This window comes from Streptomyces sp. PKU-EA00015 (assembly GCF_013387495.1).
Taxonomy (GTDB): domain Bacteria; phylum Actinomycetota; class Actinomycetes; order Streptomycetales; family Streptomycetaceae; genus Streptomyces.
In genome coordinates, this window is sequence record NZ_JABZEE010000086.1 from 1 (window position 1) to 25,039 (window position 25,039).

Annotated in this window: 27 protein-coding genes and 2 pseudogenes; 17 read left to right on the forward strand and 12 right to left on the reverse strand. The window is 71.9% G+C overall.

Features of this window, described 5'->3' with window-relative positions; genetic code table 11:
* The 3 genes from HW130_RS33445 to HW130_RS33455 all read left to right on the forward strand — a co-directional run.
* Positions 1–456: Hsp70 family protein (locus HW130_RS33445; protein ID WP_177153539.1), on the forward strand; the 456-nt coding region annotated here is incomplete at its 5' end.
* Positions 453–956 (forward strand): nucleotide exchange factor GrpE, encoded by a 504-nt coding sequence (grpE, locus tag HW130_RS33450; RefSeq protein ID WP_177153540.1) that lies wholly within the window; start codon positions 453–455, stop codon positions 954–956. The genes HW130_RS33445 and grpE, both read left to right, overlap by 4 nt.
* Before the next feature lie 79 nt (positions 957–1,035).
* On the forward strand, positions 1,036–1,236 hold the full coding sequence (locus HW130_RS33455; RefSeq protein ID WP_177153541.1) for a hypothetical protein: 201 nt from the start codon (positions 1,036–1,038) through the stop codon (positions 1,234–1,236).
* A gap of 125 nt (positions 1,237–1,361) precedes the next feature.
* On the opposite strand, the gene HW130_RS33460 is transcribed toward HW130_RS33455, so the two are convergent.
* The 3 genes from HW130_RS33460 to HW130_RS33470 all read right to left on the reverse strand — a co-directional run bounded on the left by HW130_RS33460 (position 1,362) and on the right by HW130_RS33470 (position 5,417).
* Positions 1,362–3,191, reverse strand: coding sequence for a thiamine pyrophosphate-requiring protein (locus HW130_RS33460; RefSeq protein WP_309140652.1), 1,830 nt, complete (start codon positions 3,189–3,191; stop codon positions 1,362–1,364).
* 131 nt (positions 3,192–3,322) lie between these two features.
* Positions 3,323–4,939 carry an NAD(P)/FAD-dependent oxidoreductase gene (locus HW130_RS33465; protein WP_177153543.1) on the reverse strand — a complete coding sequence of 539 codons (1,617 nt, stop codon included), beginning with the start codon at positions 4,937–4,939 and terminating at the stop codon, positions 3,323–3,325.
* Between the two features lie 28 nt (positions 4,940–4,967).
* Positions 4,968–5,417 carry an SRPBCC family protein gene (locus tag HW130_RS33470; protein ID WP_177153544.1) on the reverse strand — a complete coding sequence of 150 codons (450 nt, stop codon included), beginning with the start codon at positions 5,415–5,417 and terminating at the stop codon, positions 4,968–4,970.
* 208 nt (positions 5,418–5,625) lie between these two features.
* Between HW130_RS33470 and HW130_RS33475 the strand changes: the two genes are divergently transcribed.
* The gene (locus HW130_RS33475) at positions 5,626–6,519 is read left to right on the forward strand and encodes an SDR family oxidoreductase (protein ID WP_177153545.1); all 894 of its coding nucleotides are present in this window, start codon (positions 5,626–5,628) and stop codon (positions 6,517–6,519) included.
* A 191-nt stretch (positions 6,520–6,710) separates the two neighbouring features.
* On the opposite strand, the gene HW130_RS33480 is transcribed toward HW130_RS33475, so the two are convergent.
* Both HW130_RS33480 and HW130_RS33485 read right to left on the reverse strand, forming a co-directional pair.
* Positions 6,711–7,127, reverse strand: a complete 417-nt coding sequence (locus tag HW130_RS33480; RefSeq protein ID WP_177153546.1) for a CBS domain-containing protein — start codon at positions 7,125–7,127, stop codon at positions 6,711–6,713.
* Between the two features lie 156 nt (positions 7,128–7,283).
* Positions 7,284–7,847: a hemerythrin domain-containing protein gene (locus HW130_RS33485; protein WP_177153547.1), complete on the reverse strand. Its 564-nt coding sequence runs from the start codon at positions 7,845–7,847 to the stop codon at positions 7,284–7,286.
* A gap of 110 nt (positions 7,848–7,957) precedes the next feature.
* Here HW130_RS33485 and HW130_RS33490 point away from each other — a divergent pair, with 110 nt between their 5' ends.
* The gene (locus tag HW130_RS33490; RefSeq protein WP_218184269.1) at positions 7,958–8,530 is read left to right on the forward strand and encodes a hypothetical protein; all 573 of its coding nucleotides are present in this window, start codon (positions 7,958–7,960) and stop codon (positions 8,528–8,530) included.
* A gap of 35 nt (positions 8,531–8,565) precedes the next feature.
* Here HW130_RS33490 and HW130_RS33495 read toward each other — a convergent pair whose 3' ends face one another.
* Together HW130_RS33495 and HW130_RS33500 are read right to left on the reverse strand one after the other, a co-directional pair.
* Positions 8,566–8,757: a DUF2795 domain-containing protein gene (locus HW130_RS33495; protein ID WP_177153548.1), complete on the reverse strand. Its 192-nt coding sequence runs from the start codon at positions 8,755–8,757 to the stop codon at positions 8,566–8,568.
* A gap of 82 nt (positions 8,758–8,839) precedes the next feature.
* Positions 8,840–9,289 (reverse strand): DUF6098 family protein, encoded by a 450-nt coding sequence (locus HW130_RS33500; protein ID WP_177153549.1) that lies wholly within the window; start codon positions 9,287–9,289, stop codon positions 8,840–8,842.
* 152 nt (positions 9,290–9,441) lie between these two features.
* On the opposite strand from HW130_RS33500, the gene HW130_RS33505 reads away from it, so the two are divergent.
* The 3 genes from HW130_RS33505 (at position 9,442) to HW130_RS33515 (ending at position 10,981) form a co-directional block, all read left to right on the forward strand.
* Positions 9,442–10,350: a glycosyltransferase gene (locus tag HW130_RS33505; RefSeq protein ID WP_309140653.1), complete on the forward strand. Its 909-nt coding sequence runs from the start codon at positions 9,442–9,444 to the stop codon at positions 10,348–10,350.
* A 93-nt stretch (positions 10,351–10,443) separates the two neighbouring features.
* Positions 10,444–10,782, forward strand: a complete 339-nt coding sequence (locus HW130_RS33510; protein ID WP_177153551.1) for a DUF3140 domain-containing protein — start codon at positions 10,444–10,446, stop codon at positions 10,780–10,782.
* A 49-nt stretch (positions 10,783–10,831) separates the two neighbouring features.
* The gene (locus HW130_RS33515; protein WP_177153552.1) at positions 10,832–10,981 is read left to right on the forward strand and encodes a hypothetical protein; all 150 of its coding nucleotides are present in this window, start codon (positions 10,832–10,834) and stop codon (positions 10,979–10,981) included.
* 51 nt (positions 10,982–11,032) lie between these two features.
* On the opposite strand, the gene HW130_RS33520 is transcribed toward HW130_RS33515, so the two are convergent.
* On the reverse strand, positions 11,033–11,596 hold the full coding sequence (locus HW130_RS33520; protein WP_177153553.1) for a hemerythrin domain-containing protein: 564 nt from the start codon (positions 11,594–11,596) through the stop codon (positions 11,033–11,035).
* Positions 11,597–11,805: 209 nt separating this feature from the next.
* Positions 11,806–12,093: a hypothetical protein gene (locus tag HW130_RS33525; protein WP_177153554.1), complete on the reverse strand. Its 288-nt coding sequence runs from the start codon at positions 12,091–12,093 to the stop codon at positions 11,806–11,808.
* Between the two features lie 293 nt (positions 12,094–12,386).
* Here HW130_RS33525 and HW130_RS33530 point away from each other — a divergent pair, with 293 nt between their 5' ends.
* Positions 12,387–12,839 carry a YbhB/YbcL family Raf kinase inhibitor-like protein gene (locus tag HW130_RS33530; protein WP_177153555.1) on the forward strand — a complete coding sequence of 151 codons (453 nt, stop codon included), beginning with the start codon at positions 12,387–12,389 and terminating at the stop codon, positions 12,837–12,839.
* Between the two features lie 263 nt (positions 12,840–13,102).
* Here the strand turns inward: HW130_RS33530 and HW130_RS33535 are convergent, their stop codons facing one another.
* Together HW130_RS33535 and HW130_RS33540 are read right to left on the reverse strand one after the other, a co-directional pair.
* On the reverse strand, positions 13,103–13,294 hold the full coding sequence (locus HW130_RS33535; RefSeq protein ID WP_177153556.1) for a DUF6381 family protein: 192 nt from the start codon (positions 13,292–13,294) through the stop codon (positions 13,103–13,105).
* A gap of 185 nt (positions 13,295–13,479) precedes the next feature.
* Positions 13,480–13,764, reverse strand: a pseudogene (locus HW130_RS33540) (MFS transporter); the annotation flags it as partial.
* On the opposite strand from HW130_RS33540, the pseudogene HW130_RS33545 reads away from it, so the two are divergent.
* Positions 13,739–14,436: pseudogene (locus tag HW130_RS33545) on the forward strand (helix-turn-helix transcriptional regulator). The pseudogenes HW130_RS33540 and HW130_RS33545 sit on opposite strands and share 26 nt — an antisense overlap.
* Before the next feature lie 79 nt (positions 14,437–14,515).
* Here HW130_RS33545 and HW130_RS33550 read toward each other — a convergent pair.
* On the reverse strand, positions 14,516–15,562 hold the full coding sequence (locus HW130_RS33550; RefSeq protein WP_177153557.1) for a GAF domain-containing protein: 1,047 nt from the start codon (positions 15,560–15,562) through the stop codon (positions 14,516–14,518).
* Between the two features lie 657 nt (positions 15,563–16,219).
* Between HW130_RS33550 and HW130_RS33555 the strand changes: the two genes are divergently transcribed.
* The 7 genes from HW130_RS33555 to HW130_RS33585 all read left to right on the forward strand — a co-directional run.
* Positions 16,220–18,178, forward strand: coding sequence for a beta-ketoacyl synthase N-terminal-like domain-containing protein (locus HW130_RS33555; RefSeq protein ID WP_177153558.1), 1,959 nt, complete (start codon positions 16,220–16,222; stop codon positions 18,176–18,178).
* Positions 18,175–19,752: an amino acid adenylation domain-containing protein gene (locus HW130_RS33560; protein WP_177153559.1), complete on the forward strand. Its 1,578-nt coding sequence runs from the start codon at positions 18,175–18,177 to the stop codon at positions 19,750–19,752. Before HW130_RS33555 ends, HW130_RS33560 begins: the two co-directional genes overlap by 4 nt.
* 136 nt (positions 19,753–19,888) lie before the next feature.
* Positions 19,889–21,073: an NAD(P)/FAD-dependent oxidoreductase gene (locus HW130_RS33565; RefSeq protein WP_177153560.1), complete on the forward strand. Its 1,185-nt coding sequence runs from the start codon at positions 19,889–19,891 to the stop codon at positions 21,071–21,073.
* Between the two features lie 190 nt (positions 21,074–21,263).
* Positions 21,264–23,897: a nitrate- and nitrite sensing domain-containing protein gene (locus tag HW130_RS33570; protein ID WP_177153561.1), complete on the forward strand. Its 2,634-nt coding sequence runs from the start codon at positions 21,264–21,266 to the stop codon at positions 23,895–23,897.
* Between the two features lie 20 nt (positions 23,898–23,917).
* Complete coding sequence (locus HW130_RS33575) at positions 23,918–24,349, forward strand: roadblock/LC7 domain-containing protein (RefSeq protein ID WP_177153562.1); 432 nt, start codon at positions 23,918–23,920, stop codon at positions 24,347–24,349.
* Positions 24,342–24,716, forward strand: a complete 375-nt coding sequence (locus HW130_RS33580) for a DUF742 domain-containing protein (protein ID WP_177153563.1) — start codon at positions 24,342–24,344, stop codon at positions 24,714–24,716. Before HW130_RS33575 ends, HW130_RS33580 begins: the two co-directional genes overlap by 8 nt.
* Positions 24,697–25,039: ATP/GTP-binding protein (locus HW130_RS33585; RefSeq protein ID WP_177153564.1), on the forward strand; the 343-nt coding region annotated here is incomplete at its 3' end. The genes HW130_RS33580 and HW130_RS33585, both read left to right, overlap by 20 nt.

Sequence of the window (25,039 nt, forward strand, 5' to 3'; positions counted from 1 at the left end):
CAGAAGATGACCGTCACCGGCGGCTCCGCCCTGCCCAAGCAGGACATCGACCGCATGATGCGCGACGCCGAGCAGCACGCGGACGAGGACCGCCGCCGCAAGGAGGCCGCCGAGACCCGGAACCAGGCCGAGAGTCTCGTCTATCAGACCGAGAAGCTCCTGAAGGACAACCGCGACAAGATTCCCGAGGACGTGCGGTCCGAGACGGAGGCGGCCCTGGGCGACGTCAAGGAAGCGCTCAAGGGCGAGGACACCGCGGCGATCCGCTCGGCCACCGAGAAGGCCACCGCCGCCGCCCAGAAAATCGGCAGCGCGCTCTACGCGCAGGCCCAGACCGACGGCGGCGGTGGCGGCACCGCCGGCGGCGGCCCGTCCGGAACCAAGGCGGGTCCCGAGGAGGAGGACGTCGTCGACGCGGAGATCGTCGACGACGAGGCGAAGGGAGACGCCGGATGAACCGGGAGCCTCCGCGGAACACCGGGAGCGGCGACCCCCGGACGGAGGCCGAGCAGCTGCGGGCCCGGCTCGCGGAACTGACCGCCGATCTCCAGCGGGTGAAGGCGGAGTACGACAACTACCGCAAGCGGGTGCGGCGCGACCGGCTGGCGGTACGGGAGATCGCCGTGGTCAACGTCCTCACGGGCCTGCTGCCGGTGCTCGACGCCGCCGACGAGGCACGCGCGCGGGAGCACGACCCGGGGACGGAAGCCGTCGCGCGCGTCCTCGGGAACCGGCTGGCCGCGCTGGGCCTCCAGTCGGTCGGCGAACCGGGGGAGCCCTTCGACCCCACGGCACACGAAGCGCTCACGTACACACCGTCCGACGCCGTCGCCCGACCCGTCTGCACGGCGGTGCTGCGCCACGGCTATCGCGTCGGCGACCGGCTCCTGCGCCCCGCCCAGGTGTCCGTCACCGGACCGCCGACAGGCGACGAGGCGACCGGGGCCGCCATGTGACCGCGCCCGGGGGTGCGCGGCCGGTCCCGTGTGTCGACCGTGCCGTGCGGGGAACCCGTGTGCCCTGGAGGTGATCAGCATGCCCGAGCCCGGAAGCAAGAAGTACGACACACGGCGCGCCAGGAAGCGCAAGGACGCCGAGAGCGAGGGCGTCCCCGACAAGCGGGCCGGCGAGGAAGCCAACGCCTCACTCCAGGACGACCCGCAGTGGCGCAGCCGTGGTCCGCGGACCGAGCGCGGCCGCGGCCCCAAGGGCGACCGCGAGCCCAACGCCGACTGAACCGGCCGACGGAGCCGGCCCGGCCCGGCCCGGGACGGCCGGAGCCCGGTGTACGGAAGACGGCCCCCGGGTGCGGAAGACGGCCGGAGTCCGGTGTGCTCACCGGCTCCGGCCGTGACTCGGCCTCACCGGCCCCGGCCCCCCTCGGCGCCGGGCCGGTCGCCGCGGTGCCGGGTGCCCGGCAGAAGTTCCTGCACCTTCGCCTTGAACCCCTGCCGGAGCACGGACGCCCGGTCGCTGTCGCCGTGCCGGATCGCCGCCGCCGTGGCCTGGATCTGGTCGAGCGAGGCATGCGGCGGCAGGGGCGGAACGGCCGGGTCCGTCAGGAAGTCGATGACGAAGGGCCGGTCGGCGGCGAGGGCCTGCTGCCACGCCGCTTCGACCTCCTTCGGCTTCTCGACCCGTACGCCGTCGAGGCCGATGCGCCGCGCGATCTCGGCGTAGGGCAGATCGGGGATGTGCTGGGACTCCTCGAACTGTGGCGCCCCGGACATCGCCCGCATCTCCCAGGTGACCTGGTTGAGATCCTGGTTGTTGAGGACGGCCACGACGAGCCGAGGGTCGGACCACTCGTGCCGGTACTTGGCAGCCGTGACCATCTCCATCATGCCGTTCATCTGCATCGCCCCGTCGCCGACCAGCGCGATCGCCGGGCGGTCCGGGTGGGCGAACTTCGCGCCGATCGCGTACGGCACACCCGGGCCCATGGTGGCCAGCGTGCCGGACAGGGAGCCGCGCATCCGGCCGCGCAGACGCAGATGGCGCGCGTACCAGGTGGCGGCCGAACCGGAGTCCGCGGTGACGACCACGTCGTCGGGCAGCAGCCCGTCCAGGGCGTGCACCACGTACTCGGGGTTGATCGGGTCCGCGTCGACCGCCGCCCTGCGCTGCATGACCTCCCACCAGCGGGCGACGTTCATTTCGATCTCGTCCCGCCAGGCGCGGCTCTCCTTGCGGTGCAGGCGGGGCAGCAGCCGCCGCAGCGTCTCCCGCGCGTCACCGACGAGGTTCACCTCGAACGGGTAGCGCAGCCCGATCATGTGCGGATCGATGTCGATCTGCACCCCGCGGGCCTGGTCCAGCTCCGGCAGGAACTGCGTGTACGGGAAGCTGGAGCCGATCATCAGCAGGGTGTCGCAGGACCGCATCAGCTCGTACGACGGGCGCGTGCCGAGCAGCCCGATCGAACCGGTGACGTAGGGCAGATCGTCGGACAACGCGTCCTTGCCCAGCAGCGCCTTGGCGACCCCCGCCCCCAGCACGTCCGCCAGCCGCTCCACCTCGGCGCGTGCCCCGCGTGCGCCCTGACCGATCAGAACGGCCACCCTCTCACCGGAGTTGAGCACCTCGGCGGCCCGTTCGAGGTCCTCGTCCGCCGGCACGGGCGCGTAGCGACCGATGCCCAGGCTGGAGGGGACCATCTTGAAGGCGTGCTGCGGCGGGGTGTGTTCGAGCTCCTGGACGTCCGCCGGGACGATGACCGCGGTCACGGTGCGCCGGGCATACGCGGTGCGCACGGCCCGGTCGATCACATGGGGCAACTGCTCGGGAACGGTGACCGTCTCGCAGAAGTCGGACGCGACGTCCTTGTACAGCGCGGCGAGGTCCACCTCCTGCTGGTAGGAGCCGCCCATGGCGCTGCGGTTGGTCTGCCCGACGATCGCGACGAGCGGCACGTGGTCGAGCTTCGCGTCGTAGAGCCCGTTGAGCAGATGGATGGCACCGGGCCCTGAAGTCGCCGCGCACACGCCCACCTTGCCGGAGAACTTCGCGTACCCGACGGCCTGGAGGGCGGACATCTCCTCGTGGCGCGACTGGATGAACCTGGGATGGTCGTCCGCGCGTCCCCAGGCGGCGAGCAGTCCGTTGATGCCGTCACCGGCATACGCGAAGACGTGGGTCACCTCCCAGGCGCGCAGGCGCTGCAGGATGTAGTCGGAGACCTTGGTGGCCACGTCGGCTCCTCTCTCACGGCTTCGTGTGGGCGTTTTCCCGGTGTCTTCCCCGGCACTGCGCGCGGCGTCCGCGGCTGACGCGCTGCGGGTACCACCGCGCCCGCCCGTGAAACGGAACGGCATACGGCGCGTCAGGTACCCCGGCGGCCGCGGAGGTCGAGCGAGCGCTGCGCACGGCTGAGCAGCCCGTGCGGCGACCACGTGCGCAGTGCGGCACGGGCGGCGTTGGCGCCCGGTGCGCCGTGCACGCCGCCGCCGGGGTGGGCCGAGGCGGAGGCGAGATACAGGTTCCTCACCGGTGTCTCGGGGCGTCCGGTGCCCGGGACGGGCCGGAACACGAGCTGCTGGTGCACGGCGGCCGTCCCACCGTTGATGGCACCGCCGTGCAGGTTGGCGTCCAGCGCCTCCAGCGTCGGCGGCGCCAGGACGCGGCGCGCCCGGATCGTTGCGCGGAAGCCCGGCGCGTAGCGCTCCACCTGCGCCTCCACGCGGTCGGCCATGGCCTCCCGGTCCCGGCGGGCCCACGCACCCGTGATGCCCGCGTCGCCCGCGTCACCGCGGACACCGTGCGGGACGTGCGTGTACGCCCAGGCCGACTCCGTACCCGGCGGGGAGCGTCCGGCGTCCGCCGTGGTCATCTGGCCGAAGAGGACGAAGGGCTGGTCGGGCACGTGTCCCACGGCCAGCTGGGCGGCGAACCGTGTCAAGCCGTCGACGCCGTCGGCAAGATGCACCGTCCCCGCCGACGCGGCTTCGCGGGCGGTCCACGGCACCGGCCGGTCGAGGGCCCAGTCCACCTTGAACGTGGCGAAGTCCCACTGGAACCGGCGCAGCCCCGCCAGCAGTTGCGACGGCAGATGCCGGTCGTCGACCAGCCGGCCGTACAGCGCGGGAGCCGAGACGTCCGCGAGCACCGCATGCCTCGCCGGTACGGTCTCGGCGCCGGCCGTCCGTACGGCGACGGCCCGCCCCTCGCGTACGACCACCTCGACGACCTCCTCCCCGCAGCGCACCGTGCCGCCGCGCCGACGGAGCCGGGCCACCAGCGCCTCGGGCAGGGCCGAGGCACCGCCCACGGGCACCGGGAAGCCGACGTGCTGGCCGAGCATGGACAAGAGCCAGCCGAAGCCGCCGCTGCCCGCCGCTTCCGGGGCGAGATCCGCGTGCAGTGCGTTGCCGGCGAGGAGCAGCCGGCCGCCTTCCCCGGCGAACTCCTCCTCACCCAGCCGCCGCACGGGCAGCGTCATCATCCTCGCCAGCCGCAGCCCGCCCGCCGCCCGTACCCGCAGACCGAGCCGGGCCGCCGCCCGTACCGGCGGGAACGGCGTGAACAGTGCGTCGACGATGTCGGAGCCGAGCCGCTGCCACACCCCGCACAGCCTCGTCCACGCCTCCCCGTCTCCGGCGGCGAAGGCGTCGAGAGACCGCGCGGTGTCCGCGGGGGCGCGTTCCAGAACGGCACAGCGGCCGTCGGGCAGGGGATGGGCGAGCACGCTCGGCGCGTGCGACCAGCGAAGACCCTCCCGCCCGAGATCGAGGGCCGCGAGTACGGGGGAGGCGGCCGCCAGCGGATAGAAGGCACTGAACATGTCGTGGACGTAGCCGGGCATGACGCCGCGGTCGCTGCGGACGGCACCGCCGGGCTGCGGCTGGGCCTCCAGCACCTCCACGCTCCAGCCCGCGTCGGCGAGCACGTTCGCCGCGACCAGCCCGTTGGGTCCCGCGCCGATCACCACGGCGTCCGGCATGGCTGCGCCTCCCTGGTCAGGGCCCGGCTCAGTGCGCGCCCGCGGGCACGGACTGCTCGACCGCCTCGGCGAACCGCCGGAGCATGCTGCGGTGCCGCAACTGCTGGAGCGCGTCGAACGCCGCGTTGTGGAGCCGTCCGCCCGTCCCGCGCAACGGGTGCTCGTCGAGGATCACGAGGGTGTCCTCGCCCCAGGGCCTGACCTCGATCGCGATTCTCGCGGTGCCGAGAGGTCCGCTGTACGCCTCGAGTTCGAGGCGCTCGGGCGGTTCGCAGTACCGCACGACGGTACGGCCCTTTGCCTGCCACGGCCCCAGCTTCACGGTGTACGCGATGCAGGCGCCCTCGTCGGGCCAGTTGCCGTCCTGCTCCGACGACTGGGACGGTCCGACCACCCAGTCCCCGTAGCGGTCGCCGTCGGCCAGCACGGCCCAGACCTGTTCGGGAGTCCGGTGGATCAGCTGGTGTCGTACCGCCATGAGCCCTCCAGGAACTCGTCGCGTCCGGTCACGGCCACACCTGTTTCAGCCTAGGCCGGTGCCGCCGCCGTGGCCTGTTCACAGTCGGCTCGCCGCACTCGCCGCACTCGCCGCACTCGCCGCCCGCGCCACGGCGGCATGCGGTCGTTACGGTGGAGGCCGGACGGCAGCTCCGGCGCGCCCGCACCCACTCGAGGAGGCAGGCGACATGCATCGGCACTCACCCCTCGAAGGCCGGACCGTCGTCGTCACCGGCGCGGCGCGGGGCCTCGGGGAGGCCATGGCGCGCGCACTGGCCCGGCGCGGCGCCCGCCTGGCCCTCATCGGCCTCGAACCGGACCGGCTGGCCCTTCTCTCGGCCCAGCTGGGAGAGCGGGCGCACCACTGGCCGGCCGACGTCGGGGACGACGCGGCGATGTCGCTCACCGCCGAACTCGTACGGGAGCGGCTCGGGCCGCCCTCGGCGGTGATCGCCAACGCCGGTGTCGCCGCGGCCGGCCCCTTCGAGGACACGTCGCCGGCGGCCTGGCGGCGCGTCGTCGAGGTCAACCTGGTCGGCAGCGCCAACACGGCACGGGCCTTCCTGCCGGACCTGATCGCCACCAAGGGCTACTACCTCCAGATCTCGTCTCTCGCGGCCCTCGGGCCGGCTCCGATGATGTCGGCCTACTGCGCCTCCAAGGCCGGAGCCGAGGCGTTCGCGCACACGCTGCGGGCCGAGGTCGCCCACCGCGGTGTGGGCGTGGGGGTCGCGTACCTCAGCTGGACGGACACGGAGATGATCCACGAGGAGGCGCCGCCTCCCACCCCGCTGTGGGAACTGCGCACGTGGCTGCCCTGGCCCGCCTCCCGGACCTACGACGCCGGGCCGTCCGCCGAACGTCTCGTACGGGGCGTCGAGCGCCGGAGACCGTCCGTGTACGTGCAGCCGTGGCTCAGGGGCGTGCGGTTCGCCCGGCCGGTGCTTACCGCGGGCATCGGCAGGTTCTCCGGCGCCCCGGTGCACCGGGTCGCGGCAGAGGGGCTGCCGGCGGGGAAGGGGCTGCTGGGCGCGGGGGGCCGGGCGGCCGAGACGCGAAAGAACGGACCGGACCTCGTCTGACCCCGTATCCCTTCCGTGTCAGCCGTCGCGCTGCCCCGACAGGATGCCGGGGCGCCGTCGGGGCAGGTGACACAGTCGGCTAACCACTCAAGGAGTCTGAGGGCCAGTTCCTGACCCCCGTGCCGGTGGTCCCGGAAGCGCATCGGTATTCCTTCCTCCGCCATCCGGCCGGATCGCCCGGAACCGGGCGGCTAGTCGGTGGACAGCGCCTCGACCAGGTCACCGACCTGCGGATCGGGCAGGCTGCGCGCGACATCGGCCTGAGCGACCATGCCGACCAGCTGGTGCCCCTCCAGCACCGGCAGACGGCGCACCTTGTGCCGGCTCATGGTGTGCAGGATCTCGTCGGCGTCGGCGTCCGCGCTGATGGTCACGACCTCACCCTGGGCCAGCTCCCCGGCCTTGCACTGGGCGGGATCCTTCCCGGCGCCGAGAACCTTCACCACGATGTCGCGGTCGGTGAGCATGCCCTTGAGCTTGTTGTCGGTGCCGCAGATCGGCAGCGCCCCGACTCCCAGCTCCTTCATCTTCTGAGCGGCCAGCAGCACCGTCTCCTCGGCGCCGATGCACTCGGCACCGCCCGTCATGATCTCTCGTGCGGTCGTCATGTCGCGTTCCTCCTTGCGCGCCGTGCCCGGTGGCGGACCGGCAGTGGATCTGTCGAGGTGACTCGATACGGGTGCCCGTGGCGGCGGGCCCGTAACGCGCGCCCGCCGCCCGGGGCCCTCGCGACGCCCGCCGCCGTGGGCAGGCGCCGGTGTGTCTCAGGTGTGCTCGCCCCGGCCGGAGAGCGCGTCGCGCATCCGGTCCACGAGCCCGACGCCGGGGGCGAGCAGCTTGTTGGCCGGCGGCTTGTCGGGTGCGTGGGGGTGAGGGCGGGTCGGAGCCGACTTCTTGGCCTGCCGGACCTTGTCGCCCAGATCGCTCAGCATCTCCGCGGGGCACGCTTCGCGCAGCCGGGGGAAGAGCTTGGTCTCCTCGTCCGTGACATGCGTCCTGATCTCCGACATCAGCGTCGCCATCAGCATGTCGAACTGCGGGTCGTCCGCCTCGCAGCTCTCCAGGTCCTTCATGACCCGCTCGGCTGCGGCATGGTCCGCCAGCTCGCGGTCGGCGAGCTCCGCACCGCCGGGAACGTGCTTGCGGACCGCGGGGTACAGATACGCCTCCTCCGCGACCGAATGCCGGACCAGCTCCATGGTCACCTGGTCCGCGTACCGCTTCCGTCCGCTGTCACCGGACGGCAGCTCCTCGATGTTGGTGAACAGTTCCTCGACTTCCCTGTGGTCGGTGATCAGTTCTGCGATCACGTCCTGACCGCGTGCCATGTCGTCGCTCCTCGCTGTGACCTTCGATGTGTCGGACGCCACGTTCCGGCCGTGACGTGGGCCATGTGCGGACAGAACCCCGAAAGGTAGCGTTTGGCCGCACTCTCCCCATGTCTCCATGGATTCGGACGGCCCGGCCAGTGCTCGCAGTTCTCTCCCCGCTCATCGCGGCGACAGCCCAGTGGCTGACCCGCGCCTACCCGTCGGACGGCGGCGCGCTGGACACCGCTCTCGCGGAGACCCAGGCGCGCCAGGCCGTCACGGTCGCAGCCTGGCTGCGCTATCCGACGCCGATGGACGCCGCGCTCGTCACGGTGGCCGGGCCCGGTGGCTCGGGGCGGCTGGACTGGATCACGGGCGCCGACGGCGTGGAGGACGTCGACCTGTCGGACGATGCCGCACGCGAGCACGCGTGGCGTACCTGGGTGGACGAAGTGGTGGCGAGCTGGGCGGCCTGCCTGCTCAGCACGCCCCGACTGGCCGCGGCGGCCGTGGCCGCACTCGCCGGATGCGAACACGCCAACGGCTCGCCGGTCGAGTTCCGTCGTCTGGTCACGCCCGATGAACGAGACCGCCGAGCCGCCGCACTGTTGCGTCACCCGGACCTGCTCGCGCCCATAGCCGCACTCCACCGGGTCCAGCTCCTGGACCGGCTGGAGCCGCATTCCGCGCCGACCGCCTGAGGCGGCATTGCACGGTCAGGCGCCGAGGGGCCGGGTCAGGATCCCTTGCTGACTTCCTTGTTGACGGCTGCTGGAGAGTCGTACTCCTTTTCCGGCAGGGACGACAACGCCTGCTTGATTTCCTTGCTGGCGCCGTGACTCTTCGCCGTTTCGACGATTTCCCTCTTGCTGGCGGGATAGCTCACCCCGCCGAGGGCTTTCTGCATTTCGATGGGGTTCACGTTCATGCGGCGACGGGTACCCCCGCTTTCCGGGACCGAACATCCCCCTGAATTCCGTGACAGTGACAGACGCTCCCCAGCGCGCTCCCTAGCGGCCTTCGCGCCGCAAAGGGCCCCAGCCGCCTTCCTGCCGGGCGACTTCCTCGGCCGCCTCCTCGATCACGCGTGCGTCGATCCAGCCGACCGGCTCGATGTCCTGGACCAGCGGCTCGTTGTCGGGACCACGGCCGGACTCCTGGCCCCGCAGCGCCCACGGATGGACGCCGGGCCCTTTGTCGCGCGGCAGATGCGCATAGTCGTACAGGCGTCGGGCCACCCACACCCTCACCGGGCGGTTGTCCCACCACGGCTCGACGTCGAGGGAATTCGCGGACAGTCCCGGCAGTGGTACTCCCGTGAGATCGTCGGTACTGGACAGCGATTCCAGATCGGCCGCGGGGCCGCGCGACCAGCGCACGTACATGCTCCCGCGCCGCTCGACGAGGCCGGTCAGTTCCTCGAGCGTTCGCAGGACGGGCAATTCGTCGGGGGAGCTCATACCGGCGGTCACTCCTTGCTGCTGTCCGTTTCACCGTCTTGTGGCGTCCCGGAAACGGGCGTTCCCTGCGCGTCCGCTGATTGGCGCGGCCTCTGAGGAGGTACCCATGGCGGCGAAACGGAATCGGCCGGGCCGACGAAGGGGTGATGGTGGTGGGGGCTGAGGAGCGAGGGAGCGGGCCGTCGCCGGCGGACCGGGCGGACCGCCCACGGGTCGGCATCGTCGTGATCACCCGTAACCGTTGCACGAGCCTGCTCCGCACCCTGGACCGGCTGGCCCGGCTTCCCGAGCGGCCACCGGTCGCCGTGGTGGACAACGGCTCCACGGACGGCACCGCCGACGCGGTACGCGCCCGGCACCCCGGCGTGTGCCTCCTGACGCCCGGCCGCAATCTGGCCGCCGCCGGGCGTACGCACGGGGCCGCGTCCCTCGGCACCCCGTACGTCGCGTTCAGCGACGACGACTCGTGGTGGGAGCCCGGCGCCCTCGACCGGGCCGCGGACCTCTTCGACGCGCATCCCCGGCTGGGGCTGCTGTCCGCCGCGACCCTCGTCGGGCCCGAGCGCCACCCCGACCCGCTGAACGCCGCGATGAGCAACTCGCCGCTGGGCCGGGAACCGGACCTGCCGGGGCGCTCGGTGCTCGGCTTCCTCGCGTGTGCGGCCGTGGTGCGGCGGGCGGCGTTCCTGCAGGTGGGCGGGTTCCATCCGCTGCTCGGAGTCGGCGGCGAGGAGCAACTGCTCGCGATCGATCTCGAAGCGCGCGGCTGGGGCGTCGCGCACTGCCCCGACGTGGTCGCCCGGCACGATCCCGACGGGCTGCCCCGCCCCGGCCGGGTGGCGCGGATGCGGTGCAACGCCCTGCTCACGGCGTGGCTGCGCCGGCCGCTGCGACAGGCCGTCGTCCAGTCCGCAGAGCTGGCGCTCGACGCCCGGAACGACCCGCAGGCCCGCAGGGCGCTGGCCGACACCGCGCGACGGCTGCCCGCGGCGCTGGCACGCCGGCACAGGGTCCCCGCCCGCGTGGAGAAACGGATCCGGCTCCTGGAGACGTCGTCGTGAAGGGGCACCGTGACGGCCCCGGGTGGTTTCTCGGTGGGGCCGCCGGGAACCCGGCACGCGTTCGTACGCACCTGCGCAGCGAGGAGGCGTGCTGTGGCGGTATCACCACAGGTGAGCACGGAACTGTGGGACGAGTTCCACAGGGTCGTCAACATGACATCCCGCGAGCTGCGGGAGTGGTTGAGCGTCGATGCCGCGGGCGAGCAGACCGAGGAGCTGCCCGACAAGAGCGGCCGCCCGACGGGGCGACAGGTCCTTGACGTCCTGGGCAAGCGCCGCACCGACCTCACCGAGGACGACGTGCAGGTCATGCAGCGGGTCTGCGACATTGTCCGGTCCCAGCGGCCGCCGGACCTGGATCCGAAGGCGGGCGGTGCCGATTGGCGCCGGAGTCTGATGAGCATCGGGCACGATCCGCTGAAGCCGTCGTGACGTCGTGCGGGCGCATGCGCCTGTTCGCGGGCGGGCCAAGGAGAGAACCATGACCGAGCAGACCCCCTCTCAGGCAGAGGGAACCGACGAGAGCGGCGAGATCCAGCAGGAGCACGGGAAGGACGTCCCCCGGACGACGCCCTCCCAGGCGGAGGGCGAGCGCGACGACGAGGAGCAGGAGGGCGGTGACACGGCCTGACGACACGGCAGGGGTGGCCGGGAGACGTGCGCCGGCCACCCCTGGGATCTGTCAGCGCCCGGTGCCGCGGCCGGCCAGCATGTCGCGCACCCGGTCGACCATCCCGACACCCGGAGCGAGGATCTTGTCGGCCGGCGGGGTGTCCGGGGCGGAGGGGTGCGGGCGGGTCGGTGCCTTCTCCTTCGCCGAGCGCACCCGCTGGCCCAGCTCGTCGAGGGCCTGAGCCGAGCAGACCTCCTCCAGCAGGGGGAAGAGCCGCTCCTCCTCGTCCTTGACGTGTTCGGCGACCGCCGACCGCACGCGAGCGAGCAGCATGTCGAACCGTTCGTCACCCGGCTCGCACCCTTCCAGCTCCTTCAGCAAACGCTCGACCTCGGCGTGATCGGCGATCTCCTTGTCCGCCATGTCGTCCCCGTCGTCGACGTAGCGGCGCACCGTCGGGTACAGGTGCTGCTCCTCGGCGATCGCATGGCGGACGAGTTCGATGGTCAACTGGTCCACCAGATCACGTCGGTGCTGATCGGCTGCTGTGTGGGCCTGGATCTGAGCGAACAGCGAATCCACTTCGCGGTGATCCTGCGTCAGTTCGTTGATCACGTTGCCGCCGTGTCCCACTTGGGGCTCTCCTTCCAATCGTCTGCGCCCGGTGACCTGGGCCGGCCGTGCCGTCCTGTGATGCGGACGGGGCACGGAGGCCTGGGCCGACGCCCAGCGGGAATCCCTTCCACGGCCCTTCGGGGCCATCACGAGGTGCGCGCCGTGCCACCCGAAAGGGGGCCGCGATCGCGCCCACTCGGGCCGGGCATGGGCAGGAGATCGCCGCCCTAGGCGCCGAGTGACCACACGAGGCCGAGGGCGCCCGCGAGTCCGATGGCGCCGAGGGCTGTTCCTGCGACGGCAGTCCACAGGCGGCCGATGCCGTGGCGGGCGGCGTAGTGGATGCCCGCCGCGCCGAGGGTGACGGCGAGGCCTCCGGCGATGATCGCAAAGGGAAACGTGGCGAACGCGAGCCCCCATATGCCGACGGCGGAGAAGGCGCCGAGGACCAGTGACGTGGGGCCCAGGGCGACGGCGGGTGTGTCGGTTCGGTCGGGCACTGTTGATTCGGGCATGACCTTGCTCCCCCTTTGAACAGGTTCAAATCGTGGGTCGAGCGTACCGACAGGCCTGTACCGACGGGTAGTTGGGGTGGAGCCACGTTCCTCACGACAGGAGCCGGCGGCACAGCGCGCGGATGTCCACTGCTCCCGCGCGCAACCCTCCGCAGGTCAGGACGACGGCGTCGTCCGGGATCGCGGTCCCGGGGCGAACGGCCACGCACGTGCCCCAGGCCGTCGCTGCGCCAGTCGCGTGCATATCGGTGCCCGTCCCGCAGAGCCGCGCGGCGACCGGGTACGACGCTTCCATGGCTGGAATCGAACTCAGGAGTGCCGCCTTCGACGACGGTGCGTACATCCCGCGCCGCTGCGCGAAGGACGGTGACGACGTCTCGCCCGACCTGTCATGGTCGGGGGTGCCGGACGGCACCGCCGAACTGCTGCTGTTGTGCGAGGACCCCGACGCGCCCTCCGGGACCTTCGTGCACTGGCTGGTGACGGGCATCGACCCCACGAGCGAGGGCGTCGAGGCCGGACAGACGCCACCCGGCGGGCAGGAGCGGTCGACCGGCTGGGGCGAGCCCGGCTGGGGCGGGCCTCGGCCGCCCGCCGGTGACAAGGCCCACCGGTACTTCTTCCGGATCTACGCGCTCCCCGGTCCGGTGTCCCTGCCCGGCGACGCGACCGCCGGCGACGTGCACGCGGCGGTGGACCAGCAGGCGCTGGCGAGCGGCACCCTCGTCGGCCTCTATCAGCGCTGACCGCGGCCGACCCCTCGGCTGCGTTCGTGGAGGTCCGCGGGGAACAGGGCGACCGGGACCCGTCATGGGCGTCCGCTCAGTGGCGCGTGCCGTCCGGACTGCGTCGTGGTGCTCGGGTGCCCGCCGACAGGACGCGCCGCCTCGACGGCGACAGGGGCCGGACGCCGCCGAAACGGCACCCGGCCCCTGCTCGTTGCCGCGGCGGCCTTCTCACACGCATCCGGGGACACGCGCAGGCCGCCGCAGGCAGGCCCGTGACAGGCTCACATCAGGGGATCGAGGTCCCTCGGCGGCCGTTCCTCGCGCCCGCCGGCCTGCTCGCGCAGTCGGCGCGCCTTGTCCTGCAGGCGCTGGCGCTCCTGCGGGTCGGTCGCGCGCTCGGCGGCCTGCTCGATCTCGCGGGCCTGTCGACGCAGTTGCTGCTCATTGCCACGGGACTTGTCTGCTGCGCTCATGATCACTCCTTTGTGAACGGGAAGAGCGGGCCGGACCAGCGAAACAGCGGACCGTCGGCCGCGCACCTCGAACGGTCACGGACCGCCATACGCGCAGGTCATGGGCGCGGAAGCCGAAGGCGGGACACAGTCGCGGCCTCGGGGACCGCGGGCTCGCGCAGAGGGCGCAGGAGGAGAGCGCCGAGAGGTCCGGGGACGAGGACGACGCCGGCGACGGCCGGCGCCGTCAGGGCGTACGACCAGCGCACGACCGTGACGCGGCTGAACCGGGTGGCGAGCTTCCCGCCGGTCACGGTACCCGCCGCACCTCCGGGATACAGCAGGAACAGCGCTGCGGTACCGGCGAGTTCACCGCCCGATGTGCGCTCGCGCACGTACACAGCGATGAACGTGCTCAGCCCGGCGAAGACGACCGAGCGGTACACGACGGCACCGGACAGCCGGATGAAGGACCGCCAGTCGTTCGCGCCCTCCCGCCACGACAACCACCAGATCGTCTACGCGGGCACCGGAGTCGTGGCGGTCACCACCGATGCCGGAACGTGGTTCGCCCCCGGCACTCGCGCCATCTGGGTCCCGCCGGCTGCGTCCACGCCCACCGCGCGTACGGGCGCCTGGAGTTGCATCTGCTGGGACTGCCCGCCCGTACCGATCCGCTCGGTCTGCACACGCCCGGTGTGCTGAGCGTCAGCCCGCTGCTGCGGGAACTGATCCTCGCCTGGACCCGCGGCCCCCAGGTCGACAGCCCCGAGCGCCGGCGTTTGCGCGCGGTCGGCCTCGACCAGCTGCGCGCCTCGCCCCAGCAGCCCGTCCAGCTGCCCTCTCCCGCCGACCCCCGCCTCGCGGCCGTCTGCGACCTCCTGCACGACGACCCGGCGGACCCGCGCACCCTGTCCGCCCTGGGAGTCGCGGTGGGAGCCGGCGAGCGCACCCTCACCCGGCTCTTCCGCCGCGAACTCGGCATGACGTTCCCGCAATGGCGCACCCGGCTGCGCCTCTACCACGCCCTGCGCATGCCGGCCGACGACGTGCCGGTGACCACGGTCGCCCACCGCTGCGGGTGGTCCTCCACCAGCGCGTTCATCGAAGTCTTCCGTCGCGCCTTCGGTTGCACGCCCTGCGCCCACGCCCGGCGGCCCTGACGCCCGTGCGTACGCGGACGCGGGCACCCGTTCCCGGCCGTGGGAACGAGACCGGGAACCTGTGCGCGAGACCCGGGGTTCACCGGGGGTAGTGGCCGCCTCCACCCTGCTGCCCGGGGATGGGACCGCCGAAGCCGGCCGCGCCGAGCTGCTCGAACCGTTCCTGGACGTTGGCGGCGAACACCTGCTGCTCGGCGCCGGGGTACGGCTGCTGGGCGTTCATGGCCACCGTCAGGACCCCACTGACCGGCGCCTGGGGCGACGTGCGCACCGGAGTGCACAGGAAGCTGAAGTCCTGGGCCGCGCGGGAGTCGTAGGTGGTGATGGACGCGTGGGGGAGCGTGGTGGTCCGGCCGGTGTGGAAGGCCTCGTCCATCGCGTTGAAGACGCCGACGGCGTCCAGTCCGGTCAGCACGTGCCGTCCCGGGCTGAACTGGGGAACCATGCCGAAGGCCGCGCCCTGCTTGCCGTTGGCGTAGCGCAGCAGGTGTTCCGGGCCCTCGGTGAGCATGATCGGGAAGGGCGCGCCGTCGAACACGGCGAACAGCTCCTGCTGTTGGGCCAGCAGACTGTCGCGCAGCCTGAACTCGGACAGCAGGGTCTCGGTGAGCTCCTGCATGCCCTCCTTGAGGTTCCGGTCCCAGGTGCGGGCCACCACGTCGGCCACGCACACGGTGCCGAGGATCATGCCGGTGTGGTCGCGCAGCGGGGTGCCGAGATAGGAGCGCACTCCCATGTCGTTGACCAGGGCATTGCCGCGGAACCGCGGGTAGTCGAACACGTCGTCCAGGGCCAGTTGGGACCCCTGGGCCACCACGTGGGGGCAGAAGCCGTAGTCACTGGGTGCTTCACGGGCAATGTCGCTGAGGTCGAAGACGATGCCGCGGCCCTCGCCGGCCGTGTGGTCGTCGGCGGAGGACGGCGGGACGTACATGCCACGGAACATCTGCCGCTCGTCGTTGATGAAGTTGACCATGGCGAGGGGGGCCTGGGTGAAGGTGGCGGCAAGTCGGGCCACACGGTCGAACGTCGCTTCCGCCTCAACGCTGTTGAGGCCGAGAACCTGCAGCCGGAGCTTGCGCTGTTCCGCCGCGCGACCGTTCTGATCAGATGTCAGGGGATCCATGCGCCAGATGTAACCAGATTCCGGCCCTTCGCATCGACGCACCGGAATCATTTCTGCCTCGCTCGAGACACCGGGACGGTCGCCCCGCACGTTCAATCCCGCTGGTCGCTGCGGCCTCCATGGCCAGGCCCAACCGTGATTTCCGCCCAAACCGGATAAGGTTCCACACTCGTACGATCACTTCCCGCCAATCCGCGAACCGGAACGAGCCGAAGCGGTTTGACATATGACAATCATGCGGTGGGTAGGCATGCGGTCGGCGTATCGGGTGATCGCAGGGAGGGGAACAGCGCGGTGGGTCAAGTGCGGTTCGGGCTGCGGGCTCACTTCCGCCCCTGGCGTGGGCGTGCGCGCCCGGTCGGTCATGCCCTGCATGATGCCAAGGAACACTCCACGGCCGCGTGCTCGGCGCGGTCCTCGCCGCCCCCGGGCGGCAGTTGCGCCTGTCCGTGAGCCACCGCGACAGGCTGACACCGGTGCCCGCAGGCCCGACATCACGATGTCAGGGTCGCTTCCCCGTGCGACCCGGCCGCAGCGCCCGGATCCCGGACCTTTTGCGCGGACGCGCGGAAGCGTCCGCCGCCTCCGGGAGCCCCCGGAACGACGTGAACAGCCCCCTCCCACAACGACATCGGGAAGCATCGAAGGAGTGTTCTGATGAACAGGTCGGACGTGGACGCACGGTCGGTGGCGGTGATAGGCATGGCCTGTCGGCTCCCCGGCGCGTCGGGGACCGACGAGCTGTGGGAACTGCTGCGTGACGGGGTGGACGTCACGAGCGAGACTCCACCTGAACGCTACGACGTCGACGCCCTCTACTCGACGCGCCCCGAACCGGGCAGGATCGGCAGCCGCCGCGCCGGTTACGTCGATCAAGCAGCCGATTTCGACGCGGAATTCTTCGACATGTCCGCCACCGAGGCGGTGGAACTCGACCCGCAGCAACGGCTGCTGCTGATGACGGCCTGGGACGCCCTTGAGGACGCCGGCCGGCGGCCCGACGAACTGGCCGGCAGCCGCACCGGCGTGTTCGTGGGCAACGCCCGTTCCGACTACCTGGAGATGAGGTTCCGTCAGGGCCTGGAGGCGGCGACGCCGTCGCAGTTCAACAACTACCGCTCGCTCCTGCCCGCCCGCCTGTCCTACGTCCTCGACCTGCGCGGCCCCAGCGTCGTGGTGGACACGGCGTGCTCCTCCTCTCTGGCCGCCGTGCACAGCGCCGTACAGAGCCTGCGCGCGCGAGAGAGCCCTCTGGCCATCGCCGCCGGGGTGAACCTGGCCCTGCGCCCCGACGAGAGCGTGATGATGACGCAGGCCGGCGCCCTCGCGGCCGACGGCCGCAGCAAGTTCGGCGACGCGAGCGCCGACGGCCACGCCCCGAGCGACGCGGTGGCCGTCGTCGTGCTCAAGCCCCTGGCCGACGCGCTGGCCGACGGCGACCGTATCCGCGCCGTCATCCAGGGCAGCGCCATCGGCAACGACGGCCGCACGGGCGACTCGCTGCTGACCCCGTCCCGGACGGGCCAGGTCGAGACGCTCCGGTGGGCGTACGAGGATGCCGGCGTGAACCCGGCCGACGTCGACTACGTCGAGGCGCACGGGGCCGGCTCACCCGCACTGGACCCGCTGGAGATCAGCGCGCTCGGCGAGGTGCTGGGAGAGGGCCGGCCCGCCGACCGGCCCCTGCTCGTCGGCTCCGTCAAGACCAACATCGGCCACGCGGAAGCCGCCGGCGGCATGGCCGGACTGATCAAGGCCGTGCTCTGCCTGGAGCACGGCCAGGTCCCGCCCAGCCTGCACCTCACCACCGCGAACCCCGCGGTGGCCTGGGACGAACTGCCGCTGCTGATACCGCAGAAGCTCCACGACCTGCCCGACCTCGGCCGCCCGGCCATCGCGGGGATCTCCGGCCAGGGCTCCTCCGCCCTCAACGCCCACGTGGTGATCCGGCAGGCCGACCCCCGCCCGGCCGACCCCGCCGCGGCCGCCGACGGCACGCCGTACGTGCTGGCGCTGTCCGCCCGTACACCCGCCGCACTCGACGACCTGACCCGCGCCTACGCCGCCTACCTCGGCCCGGGCGGCCAGGGCGCCGCCCATCCCCTTCGCGACATCTGCTACAGCGCGGCCACCCGCCGCCGGCATCACGAACACCGACGGGCCGTCATCGGGGCGTCCCACGAGGAGATGGCGGCCGCGCTCGGCCGGTCTGAAGGGGAAAGCCGGCCGGACGAGGTCCCCGAGAGTCTGGCCGCGGCCGCGGCCGGCTACCGCGACGGCCTGCCGGTGGACTGGGACGAGGTGTTCGGGAAGGAGGGGCGCTTCGTCCCGCTGCCCCGCTACCCGTGGCAGACCAAGCGGTACTGGTTCGGCGAGGAGCGGGAGGAGAGCGACGAGGACCTCGCCACATGGGTGCTGCGCGAGCACGCCCGCGTTCCCTTCGACGACGACTCGGCGCTCGCCGACATCGGCATCGACTCGCTGGCGAAGCTGCGGCTCATCGTCGAACTGTCGAAGAGGACGGGCCGCGACGTCGATCCGGAGGACTTCGCCCGGCTGCGCACGGTGGGCGCGCTGCGCTCGTGGATCCACGCCCTGGAGGCGGCCGCCTCATGAGCACTCCCCAGACCGCGTACGAGTGGTTCGCCCGCTCGGCCGCCGCATTCGGCCATGACTGCGTCGCGCTGGAGGTGGGAGAGGAACGCCTGACCTACGCCGACCTGCGCGATCTCGCGGAACGGCTCGCGGCCCGGCTGGTCGCGGCCAACGGCGGCGACGCGCCCCGGCGCGTGGGGCTGCTGGCCGGCCGCTCCGTGACGGCGTACGCCGGCTATCTCGCCATCCTGCGGACCGGCGCGGCCGTCGTGCCCCTCAACCCCGAGCACCCCCGGGCCCGCACCGCCGACATCGTCAAGGCCGCGGGCCTCGACCTGGCCGTGGCCGACGCCTCCGGGGCCGAGTCCGCCGACCCCGGGATCCCCCTGCTCGTCGTGGGCGCCGAGGAGCTGGACGCCCTGAGGGCGGGGCCGCCGCCCGAGTGCTCACACCGGGAGTCCGACCCGGACGACGTCGCCTACCTCATCTTCACCTCCGGATCGACGGGCACGCCCAAGGGAGTGCCGATCCTGCACCGCAACCTCTCCGCCTACCTCGGCCACCTGACCACCCGCTACGACGTGGGGCCGGGCAGCCGGCTCTCGCAGACGTTCGACCTCACCTTCGACGGTTCCGTGCACGACCTGTTCGTCGCCTGGGCATCCGGCGGCACGCTCGTGGTGCAGCAGCGCAGCCAGCTCATGTCACCGGTGAAGACGGTCAACGCCCAGCGGCTCACGCACTGGTTCTCCGTGCCGTCACTGATCACCTTCGCCTCACGGCTGGGCACACTCAGGCCCGGCAGCATGCCGACCCTGCGCTGGAGTGTGTTCGGCGGTGAGCCGCTGCACCGCGCGGCGGCAGAGGAGTGGCAGGCGGCGGCGCCCGGGAGCACGCTGGAGGTGCTCTACGGACCGACCGAACTCACCGTCTCCTGCACCGCTTTCCGGCTGCCCCGCGACCCGGCGGACTGGCCCGCCACACCCAACGGGACCGTGCCCATCGGGACCTGCCACCCGTCGCTCGACCTCCTGCTGCTGGACGAGAACGGCCGGCCCGCCGACACCGGTGAGCTGTGCATCCGCGGTCCGCAGCGGTTCCCCGGCTACCTGGAACCGGCGAACAACACCGGCCGGTTCGTGCCCTTCGAGAAGAGCGGAGCCGTGCGGGACGGCGGTGAAGCCGGCCCGCACGACAGCGCGGCCGCGCCGCCGCCCGACCGCCACTGGTACCGCACCGGGGACCGTGCCACCGTGCAGGACGGGCACCTCGTCCACCTGGGGCGGACGGACCACCAGGTCAAGATCCGCGGCCACCGGATCGAACTAGGCGAGATCGAGGCGATGCTGAGGGAGCAGCCCGGTGTGCGCGACGCGGTCGTGCTCGCCGTCCCGGCCCCCGACGGCGAGCCGGAGCTCAAGGCCGCGGTCAGCGGCGACGACTGCGTTCCCCAGCGGCTGTACGCAGGACTGGGCGACCGGCTGCCGCCGTACATGGTGCCGAGCCGGATCACCGTCCTCGGGCAACTGCCGCTCAACGCGAACGGCAAGATCGACCGGAACGCCCTGCTCGCCGAACTCGGGCGCGGTCACTGACCCCACGGCCGTCCCGTCCGCCCCCGTCCGCTCACGAGAGGGCGCCTTCCGTCCCCCGTCCGGAGCTGTCGCCCGAGTCCGCCCCCGAGGCGGTCTCGCGGCTCCCACCCGGCACCGATGTCTGTGAGGCATGCACATGTTCGACGCCATCGTGGTAGGCGCGCGTTGCGCCGGAGCTCCCACTGCCATGCTGCTCGCGCGCGCGGGCTACCGGGTCCTCGTGCTCGACCGGGCGTCCTTCCCCTCCGACACCCTCTCCACCCACCTCATCCACCAGCCGGGCGTCGCGGCACTCGCCCGCTGGGGCCTGCTGGAGACCGTCCGGGCCTCCGGCTGCCCGCCCCTGGACCACGCGGTCTACGAGGTGGCGGACATCCGCCTGGAGGGTTGCGCCCGGGGCGTGGAGGGCCAGCGCGCCGGCTACGCCCCGCGCCGCCATGTCCTCGACGCGATCCTGGTGGACGCGGCCGTCGCCGCCGGTGCCGAACTCCGCGACCGGTGCTCCGTGACCCGCCTGCTGCACGACGACACCGGGCGCGTCGTCGGTGTGGAGGGCAGGCACGGCGGCCGCACCTTCACGGAGCGGGCCCGCCTCGTGATCGGCGCCGACGGCATGCGCTCCACGGTCGCCCGGCTCAGCCGCGCGCGCTACACCGTGCAGGACTCCCGGCTGACCTGCGCCTACTACGGGTACTGGCAGGACGTTCCGGCCACCCTCGAGCTGTACGAGAATCCGCAGAGCTGGGTCGCCGCCGTCCCCACCAACGACGGTGCCACGCTCGTCCTGACCTACTTCCCGCAGTCCCGGTTCGAGGAAGTCCGCACCGACGCCCGCAGCGCCTACCTGGGACAGATACGCGCCACCGCTCCCGCGCTCTTCGACAGGCTCGACGGCAAGCGCCGCATCGAGCGACTGCGCGGCACGGGCGACCAGCGGAACTTCTTCCGCCAGGCCACCGGCCCCGGCTGGGTGCTGGTGGGCGACGCCGGACACCACAAGGACTCCATCACCGCCCGCGGGATCAGCGATGCGTTCCTCCAGGCGGAAGCCCTGGTGCGGCGCGTGGGCGACCTGCTCGGCGGCGACCCGGTCCGGCTCGACCGAGCGCTCCGGGACTACGCCGACGACCGGGACGCCGCCCTCGTACCGGGTTACGAGTCCACGCTCGCGGTGGCGCAACTGGCTCCGCACGAGCAGCGGCTCTCCCTTCTGCGGGCGGTGGAGAGGGACGAGGACCTGACCGCCATCTATTTCGACATGGTCGCCGGAATTGAGACCGTCAGCGCCCTTTACACCCCCAAGCTGCTCGCCCTGTTGTGACCGGTCTGAGCACGTTGTGTTTCACCACCCGAGCTCACGTGTGACGGTGCGCCATGATCCTGGTACGGTTCAACGGCCCGCCGACTCCGGCTGATCATTTGTCAAGGTGACACGCGCAAGGGGTACTTGAGCATTTTTTCGGGACGGTCCCTAACTACCATCAGTGTTTCGCTGTCGTACGAGGAATCAGATGCCAGGCACCCGCGACCAGCGGACCAGTCACAGGTCCGCCCCGCGCAAGTCCGTTCGACTGCCGTTCGCCCTGTCCCTTGCCGTTCCGGCGGTGCTCCTCACCGGTGTGTGGGGTTACACGGCGACCGGACTCGTGGACGAGCAGATTCAGCTGCGTGACGAGACGGAGCGCGTCACCTCCGCGGGGCAGCCCGCGCACGACGTGCTGTCCCGGCTCCAGGACGAGCGCCGCCTCACCGCCGCATGGCAGGCCGCCCATACCAGCGCCGCTCGTACCGCCCTGGACAGCGCTCGCGGGCGAACCGACGTCGCCGTACAGGAGTACCGCCGGACCTCGCCCTCGGGGCTGGACACCACGTCGTCGAAGGCCCGGGCCGGCCGCCTGAAGGAATCGCTGGACGCGCTGTCCGATCGCCGTACGGCGATCGACGACCGCACGCTCGGCGACGACGACGCCTTCACCTACTTCACGGACACCATCGGCGAAGCCACCGCCCTGGTCACCGCGGTCACCCGGACCGACGACGGGAGCGTCGCCCACGCGGCCGCGGCCACGTCGTCCCTCGTGCGCCTCACGGAGATGCTCTCCCGCGAGGACGCGCTGCTCGCCGGCGCTCTGCCCTCGGGCCGCCTGGACGCCGCGACCCGCGCCCGGTTCGGCCAGTACCTCGCGATCCAGCGCGAGACGCTCGCCGACCTGAACACCGGTGACATGCCCCCGAGTCAGGCCCACGCCTACGCACGGCTCACCGAAGGGCCGCTCTGGACGCAGCTGGTGTCGATCGAGGACGCCGTGGCGGGCGGCCGGGACACCGGCCTGCCGAAGTCGGCCACCGAATGGCCGGAGGCCGCCGACACCGTCGTCGACGGGCTGCAGACGCTGGACTCAGACTCCCTCGCGCACGTGGCCGGGACCGCTGAGGACCAGGCCGACGACCTCGTACTCGGCCTGATCCTCGGTTCCCTCGCCACGCTGGCCGGCCTGGCCGCCCTCGGGGTCCCGGCCCTGCGTGCACGGCGCGCGCTGGCCGACCGGCTCTCCCGGCTCCACCGGAAGACCGAGGACCTGGCGGGCACCCGGCTGCCCCAGCTCCTCGCCCGCCTCGAGCGCGGAGAGCGGGTCGACCCCGCCGAACTCATGCCTCCGGCGGACCAGCCCGACGACGACCTGGGACGGCTCGAAGCGGCGATCGACCACCTGGCACTCGCCGCCGTGGAGACCGTCGCGCACCAGTCCCGTGGCCGCGAGGGCACGGAAAGGGTGTTCGCCCAGCTCATCCGCCGCACGCAGATCCTGATCCACCGGCTCATCTCCCTGCTGGACGACCTCGAGCGCAAGCACGAGGACTCGGACCTGCTCAAGGACATCTTCAAGGTCGACCACCTCGCCACCCGTGTGCGGCGGCATTCGGAGAACCTCGTCATCCTCGGCGGATCCCCGCCCACCCGCCGGATGACCGCCCCCGTCTCCATCACCGACGTGATGCGCAGTGCCGTGGCGGAGACGGAGCAGTACACCCGGGTCAAGGTGAAGAACCTGCCCCCGGGCCGGCAGGTGTCCCTCGCCGGTCGGGCCGTCGCCGACGTCACCCACCTGCTCGCCGAACTCATCGAGAACGGCACGAGTTTCTCCCCGCCGGACACCCAGGTGTACGTCAGCGCCACGAAGGTCGCGCGGGGCCTGGCCCTGCACATCGAGGACCACGGCCTCGGGATGCCGGAGGAGCACCGCGCCCGCGCCAACCACCTTCTCGCGCACCCGCCGAAGCTCGACATGATGTCGCTGGGCGAGGACCCCCGCCTCGGACATTTCGTGGTGGCCCGGCTCGCCGAGCGCCACAAGATCAAGGTGGAGCTGCGCGAGTCCGTCTACGGCGGCACCCTCGCCATCGTGCTCGTACCGACGGCCCTGCTGGAGGAGCACGACTCCCCCCTCCTGGAGCAGCTCAAGACAGCGGCCTCGGCGAACGAGCCGGAGCGGCTGGAGCCGCCCCGGCCGACCGCGGCCGGTGCGCCGGGCGGCGACACGATGGTGCTCAACGCGGTCACGAACGGCGTTGTCCCGGGTGGCGGTGCGGGAGCCGCGCTCCCGCAGCAACGCGTGGATCAGCACGGGTATCCCGAGTACGGAGGTGCAGGTCTGTTGCCGCCCACGTCAGCTCATTCGGCCGCCGCACAGCCCCCGATGCCGGCGGATTGGACGCCTCCCCAGGAGCATCCGGACCCCGAAGCGCGGCATCGGGAGCCGGCTGCCCACGAACCGACGGGGTACGAGCCCGGGGGGTACGAGCCGGCAGCCTACGAGCCGGCAGCCTACGAGCCTGCCGCCTACGAGCCCGCCGCCTACGAGCGCACGCAGGAACCGTCCCAGCCCCTGGCGACCCCTCGCATCCTTCCCCAGCGGACCAAGGGAGCGAGCCTCGCGCAGCAGTTGCGCAAGGAAGCGGCGCAGGCGGAGGCCGAGGCTCAGGCACGGGGCGACGAGGAGGAGACCGGTGGTCTCTCGCCAGGTGACTCGGCCCGCGCCATGATGGCCATCCAGCAGGGAATGAAGAGGGCGCGGATCACCGAGACGGACAAGTCGGCTGGTGCCGATGGTCAGGCGGACTCGCCTGACCACGGCGCCAACTAACTGTGAGGGAACATTCAGCAATGACTGAGCAGGTACAAGCCGCTCCCCAGCTGGACTGGCTACTGGACAGCCTCGTGGACCAGATCCCGGAGATCCGCTGCGCCATCGTGCTGTCCGGGGACGGCCTCCTTATCGGCAAGTCGAAGGATCTCGGCAGGGACGACGCCGAGCACCTGTCCGCCGTCGGATCGGGGATGCACAGCCTCGCCCGCGGCGCTGCCCGGCATTTTCACGGGGGTGAGGTCCAGCAGACCGTCATCCAGATGGACAGGGCGTTCCTCTTCGTCACCGCCGCGGGCCGCGGAGCGCGACTGGCGGCCATCGCCTCCGAGGAAGTGGACGTCGGCATGATGGCGTTCGAGATGGGCACGCTCGTCAAGAAGGTCGGCAAGTACCTCAGTGCCGCGCCGCGCGTGCAGAACTCCTTCCACGGTCACATCCAGGATGCCTGAAGCGCCGTGGTTCGAAGAAGGGCAGGCCGGACGTCACGTCCGGCCGTACGCCATCACCGGCGGGCGCACCCGTCACAGCCAGCACAGCTTCGCGCTGATCACGCTCGTCGTCACACGGTCCCCGGACGACGCGGGGCATGAGCCGCTGGAGCCGGAGGCGGCCGAGATCCTGGCACTCTGCCGGGACCGCGCCGTGGCCGTCGCCGAGATCGCTGCCCACCTCGACCTGCCGGTCAGCGTGGTGAAGATCCTGTGCGGGGACCTGCTCAACGCCGCGCTGATCCTCGTCCAGGCCCCGCCGTCGGAGACGGACAAACCGAGCGTGGAACTCATCGAAAGGGTGATGGATGCTATCCGCCAGCTCTGAGCCGATCATGCCGACGGCACTGAAGATCCTGATCGCGGGCGGCTTCGGCGTGGGCAAGACCACGATGGTGGGCTCCGTGAGCGAGGTTCCCCCGCTGGAGACCGAGGAACGCATCACCGAGGTCAGCCGGGGCATCGACGACCTGGCAGGCGTGGAGGGCAAGTACGCCACCACGGTGGCCATGGACTTCGGCCGGATCACCGTCTCCCCGGAACTGGTGCTCTACCTGTTCGGCACGCCCGGGCAGGACCGCTTCTGGTTCATGTGGGACGACCTCGCGCTCGGTGCGCTGGGCGCCGTGGTGCTCGCCGACACCCGGCGGC

Bases quoted from the DNA above. Each gene is read 5' to 3' on its own strand.
- HW130_RS33575 (WP_177153562.1), top strand. From the start codon at position 23,918: ATGACTGAGCAGGTACAAGCCGCTCCCCAGCTGGACTGGCTACTGGAC.
- HW130_RS33490 (WP_218184269.1), top strand. From the start codon at position 7,958: ATGTCTCCATGGATTCGGACGGCCCGGCCAGTGCTCGCAGTTCTCTCC.
- HW130_RS33580 (WP_177153563.1), top strand. From the start codon at position 24,342: ATGCCTGAAGCGCCGTGGTTCGAAGAAGGGCAGGCCGGACGTCACGTC.
- HW130_RS33465 (WP_177153543.1), bottom strand. From the start codon at position 4,939: ATGCCGGACGCCGTGGTGATCGGCGCGGGACCCAACGGGCTGGTCGCG.
- HW130_RS33500 (WP_177153549.1), bottom strand. From the start codon at position 9,289: ATGAGCTCCCCCGACGAATTGCCCGTCCTGCGAACGCTCGAGGAACTG.
- grpE (WP_177153540.1), top strand. From the start codon at position 453: ATGAACCGGGAGCCTCCGCGGAACACCGGGAGCGGCGACCCCCGGACG.
- HW130_RS33495 (WP_177153548.1), bottom strand. From the start codon at position 8,757: ATGAACGTGAACCCCATCGAAATGCAGAAAGCCCTCGGCGGGGTGAGC.
- HW130_RS33455 (WP_177153541.1), top strand. From the start codon at position 1,036: ATGCCCGAGCCCGGAAGCAAGAAGTACGACACACGGCGCGCCAGGAAG.
- HW130_RS33565 (WP_177153560.1), top strand. From the start codon at position 19,889: ATGTTCGACGCCATCGTGGTAGGCGCGCGTTGCGCCGGAGCTCCCACT.
- HW130_RS33515 (WP_177153552.1), top strand. From the start codon at position 10,832: ATGACCGAGCAGACCCCCTCTCAGGCAGAGGGAACCGACGAGAGCGGC.
- HW130_RS33535 (WP_177153556.1), bottom strand. From the start codon at position 13,294: ATGAGCGCAGCAGACAAGTCCCGTGGCAATGAGCAGCAACTGCGTCGA.
- HW130_RS33570 (WP_177153561.1), top strand. From the start codon at position 21,264: ATGCCAGGCACCCGCGACCAGCGGACCAGTCACAGGTCCGCCCCGCGC.
- HW130_RS33485 (WP_177153547.1), bottom strand. From the start codon at position 7,847: ATGGCACGCGGTCAGGACGTGATCGCAGAACTGATCACCGACCACAGG.
- HW130_RS33550 (WP_177153557.1), bottom strand. From the start codon at position 15,562: ATGGATCCCCTGACATCTGATCAGAACGGTCGCGCGGCGGAACAGCGC.
- HW130_RS33560 (WP_177153559.1), top strand. From the start codon at position 18,175: ATGAGCACTCCCCAGACCGCGTACGAGTGGTTCGCCCGCTCGGCCGCC.
- HW130_RS33470 (WP_177153544.1), bottom strand. From the start codon at position 5,417: ATGGCGGTACGACACCAGCTGATCCACCGGACTCCCGAACAGGTCTGG.
- HW130_RS33475 (WP_177153545.1), top strand. From the start codon at position 5,626: ATGCATCGGCACTCACCCCTCGAAGGCCGGACCGTCGTCGTCACCGGC.
- HW130_RS33480 (WP_177153546.1), bottom strand. From the start codon at position 7,127: ATGACGACCGCACGAGAGATCATGACGGGCGGTGCCGAGTGCATCGGC.
- HW130_RS33525 (WP_177153554.1), bottom strand. From the start codon at position 12,093: ATGCCCGAATCAACAGTGCCCGACCGAACCGACACACCCGCCGTCGCC.
- HW130_RS33555 (WP_177153558.1), top strand. From the start codon at position 16,220: ATGAACAGGTCGGACGTGGACGCACGGTCGGTGGCGGTGATAGGCATG.
- HW130_RS33530 (WP_177153555.1), top strand. From the start codon at position 12,387: ATGGCTGGAATCGAACTCAGGAGTGCCGCCTTCGACGACGGTGCGTAC.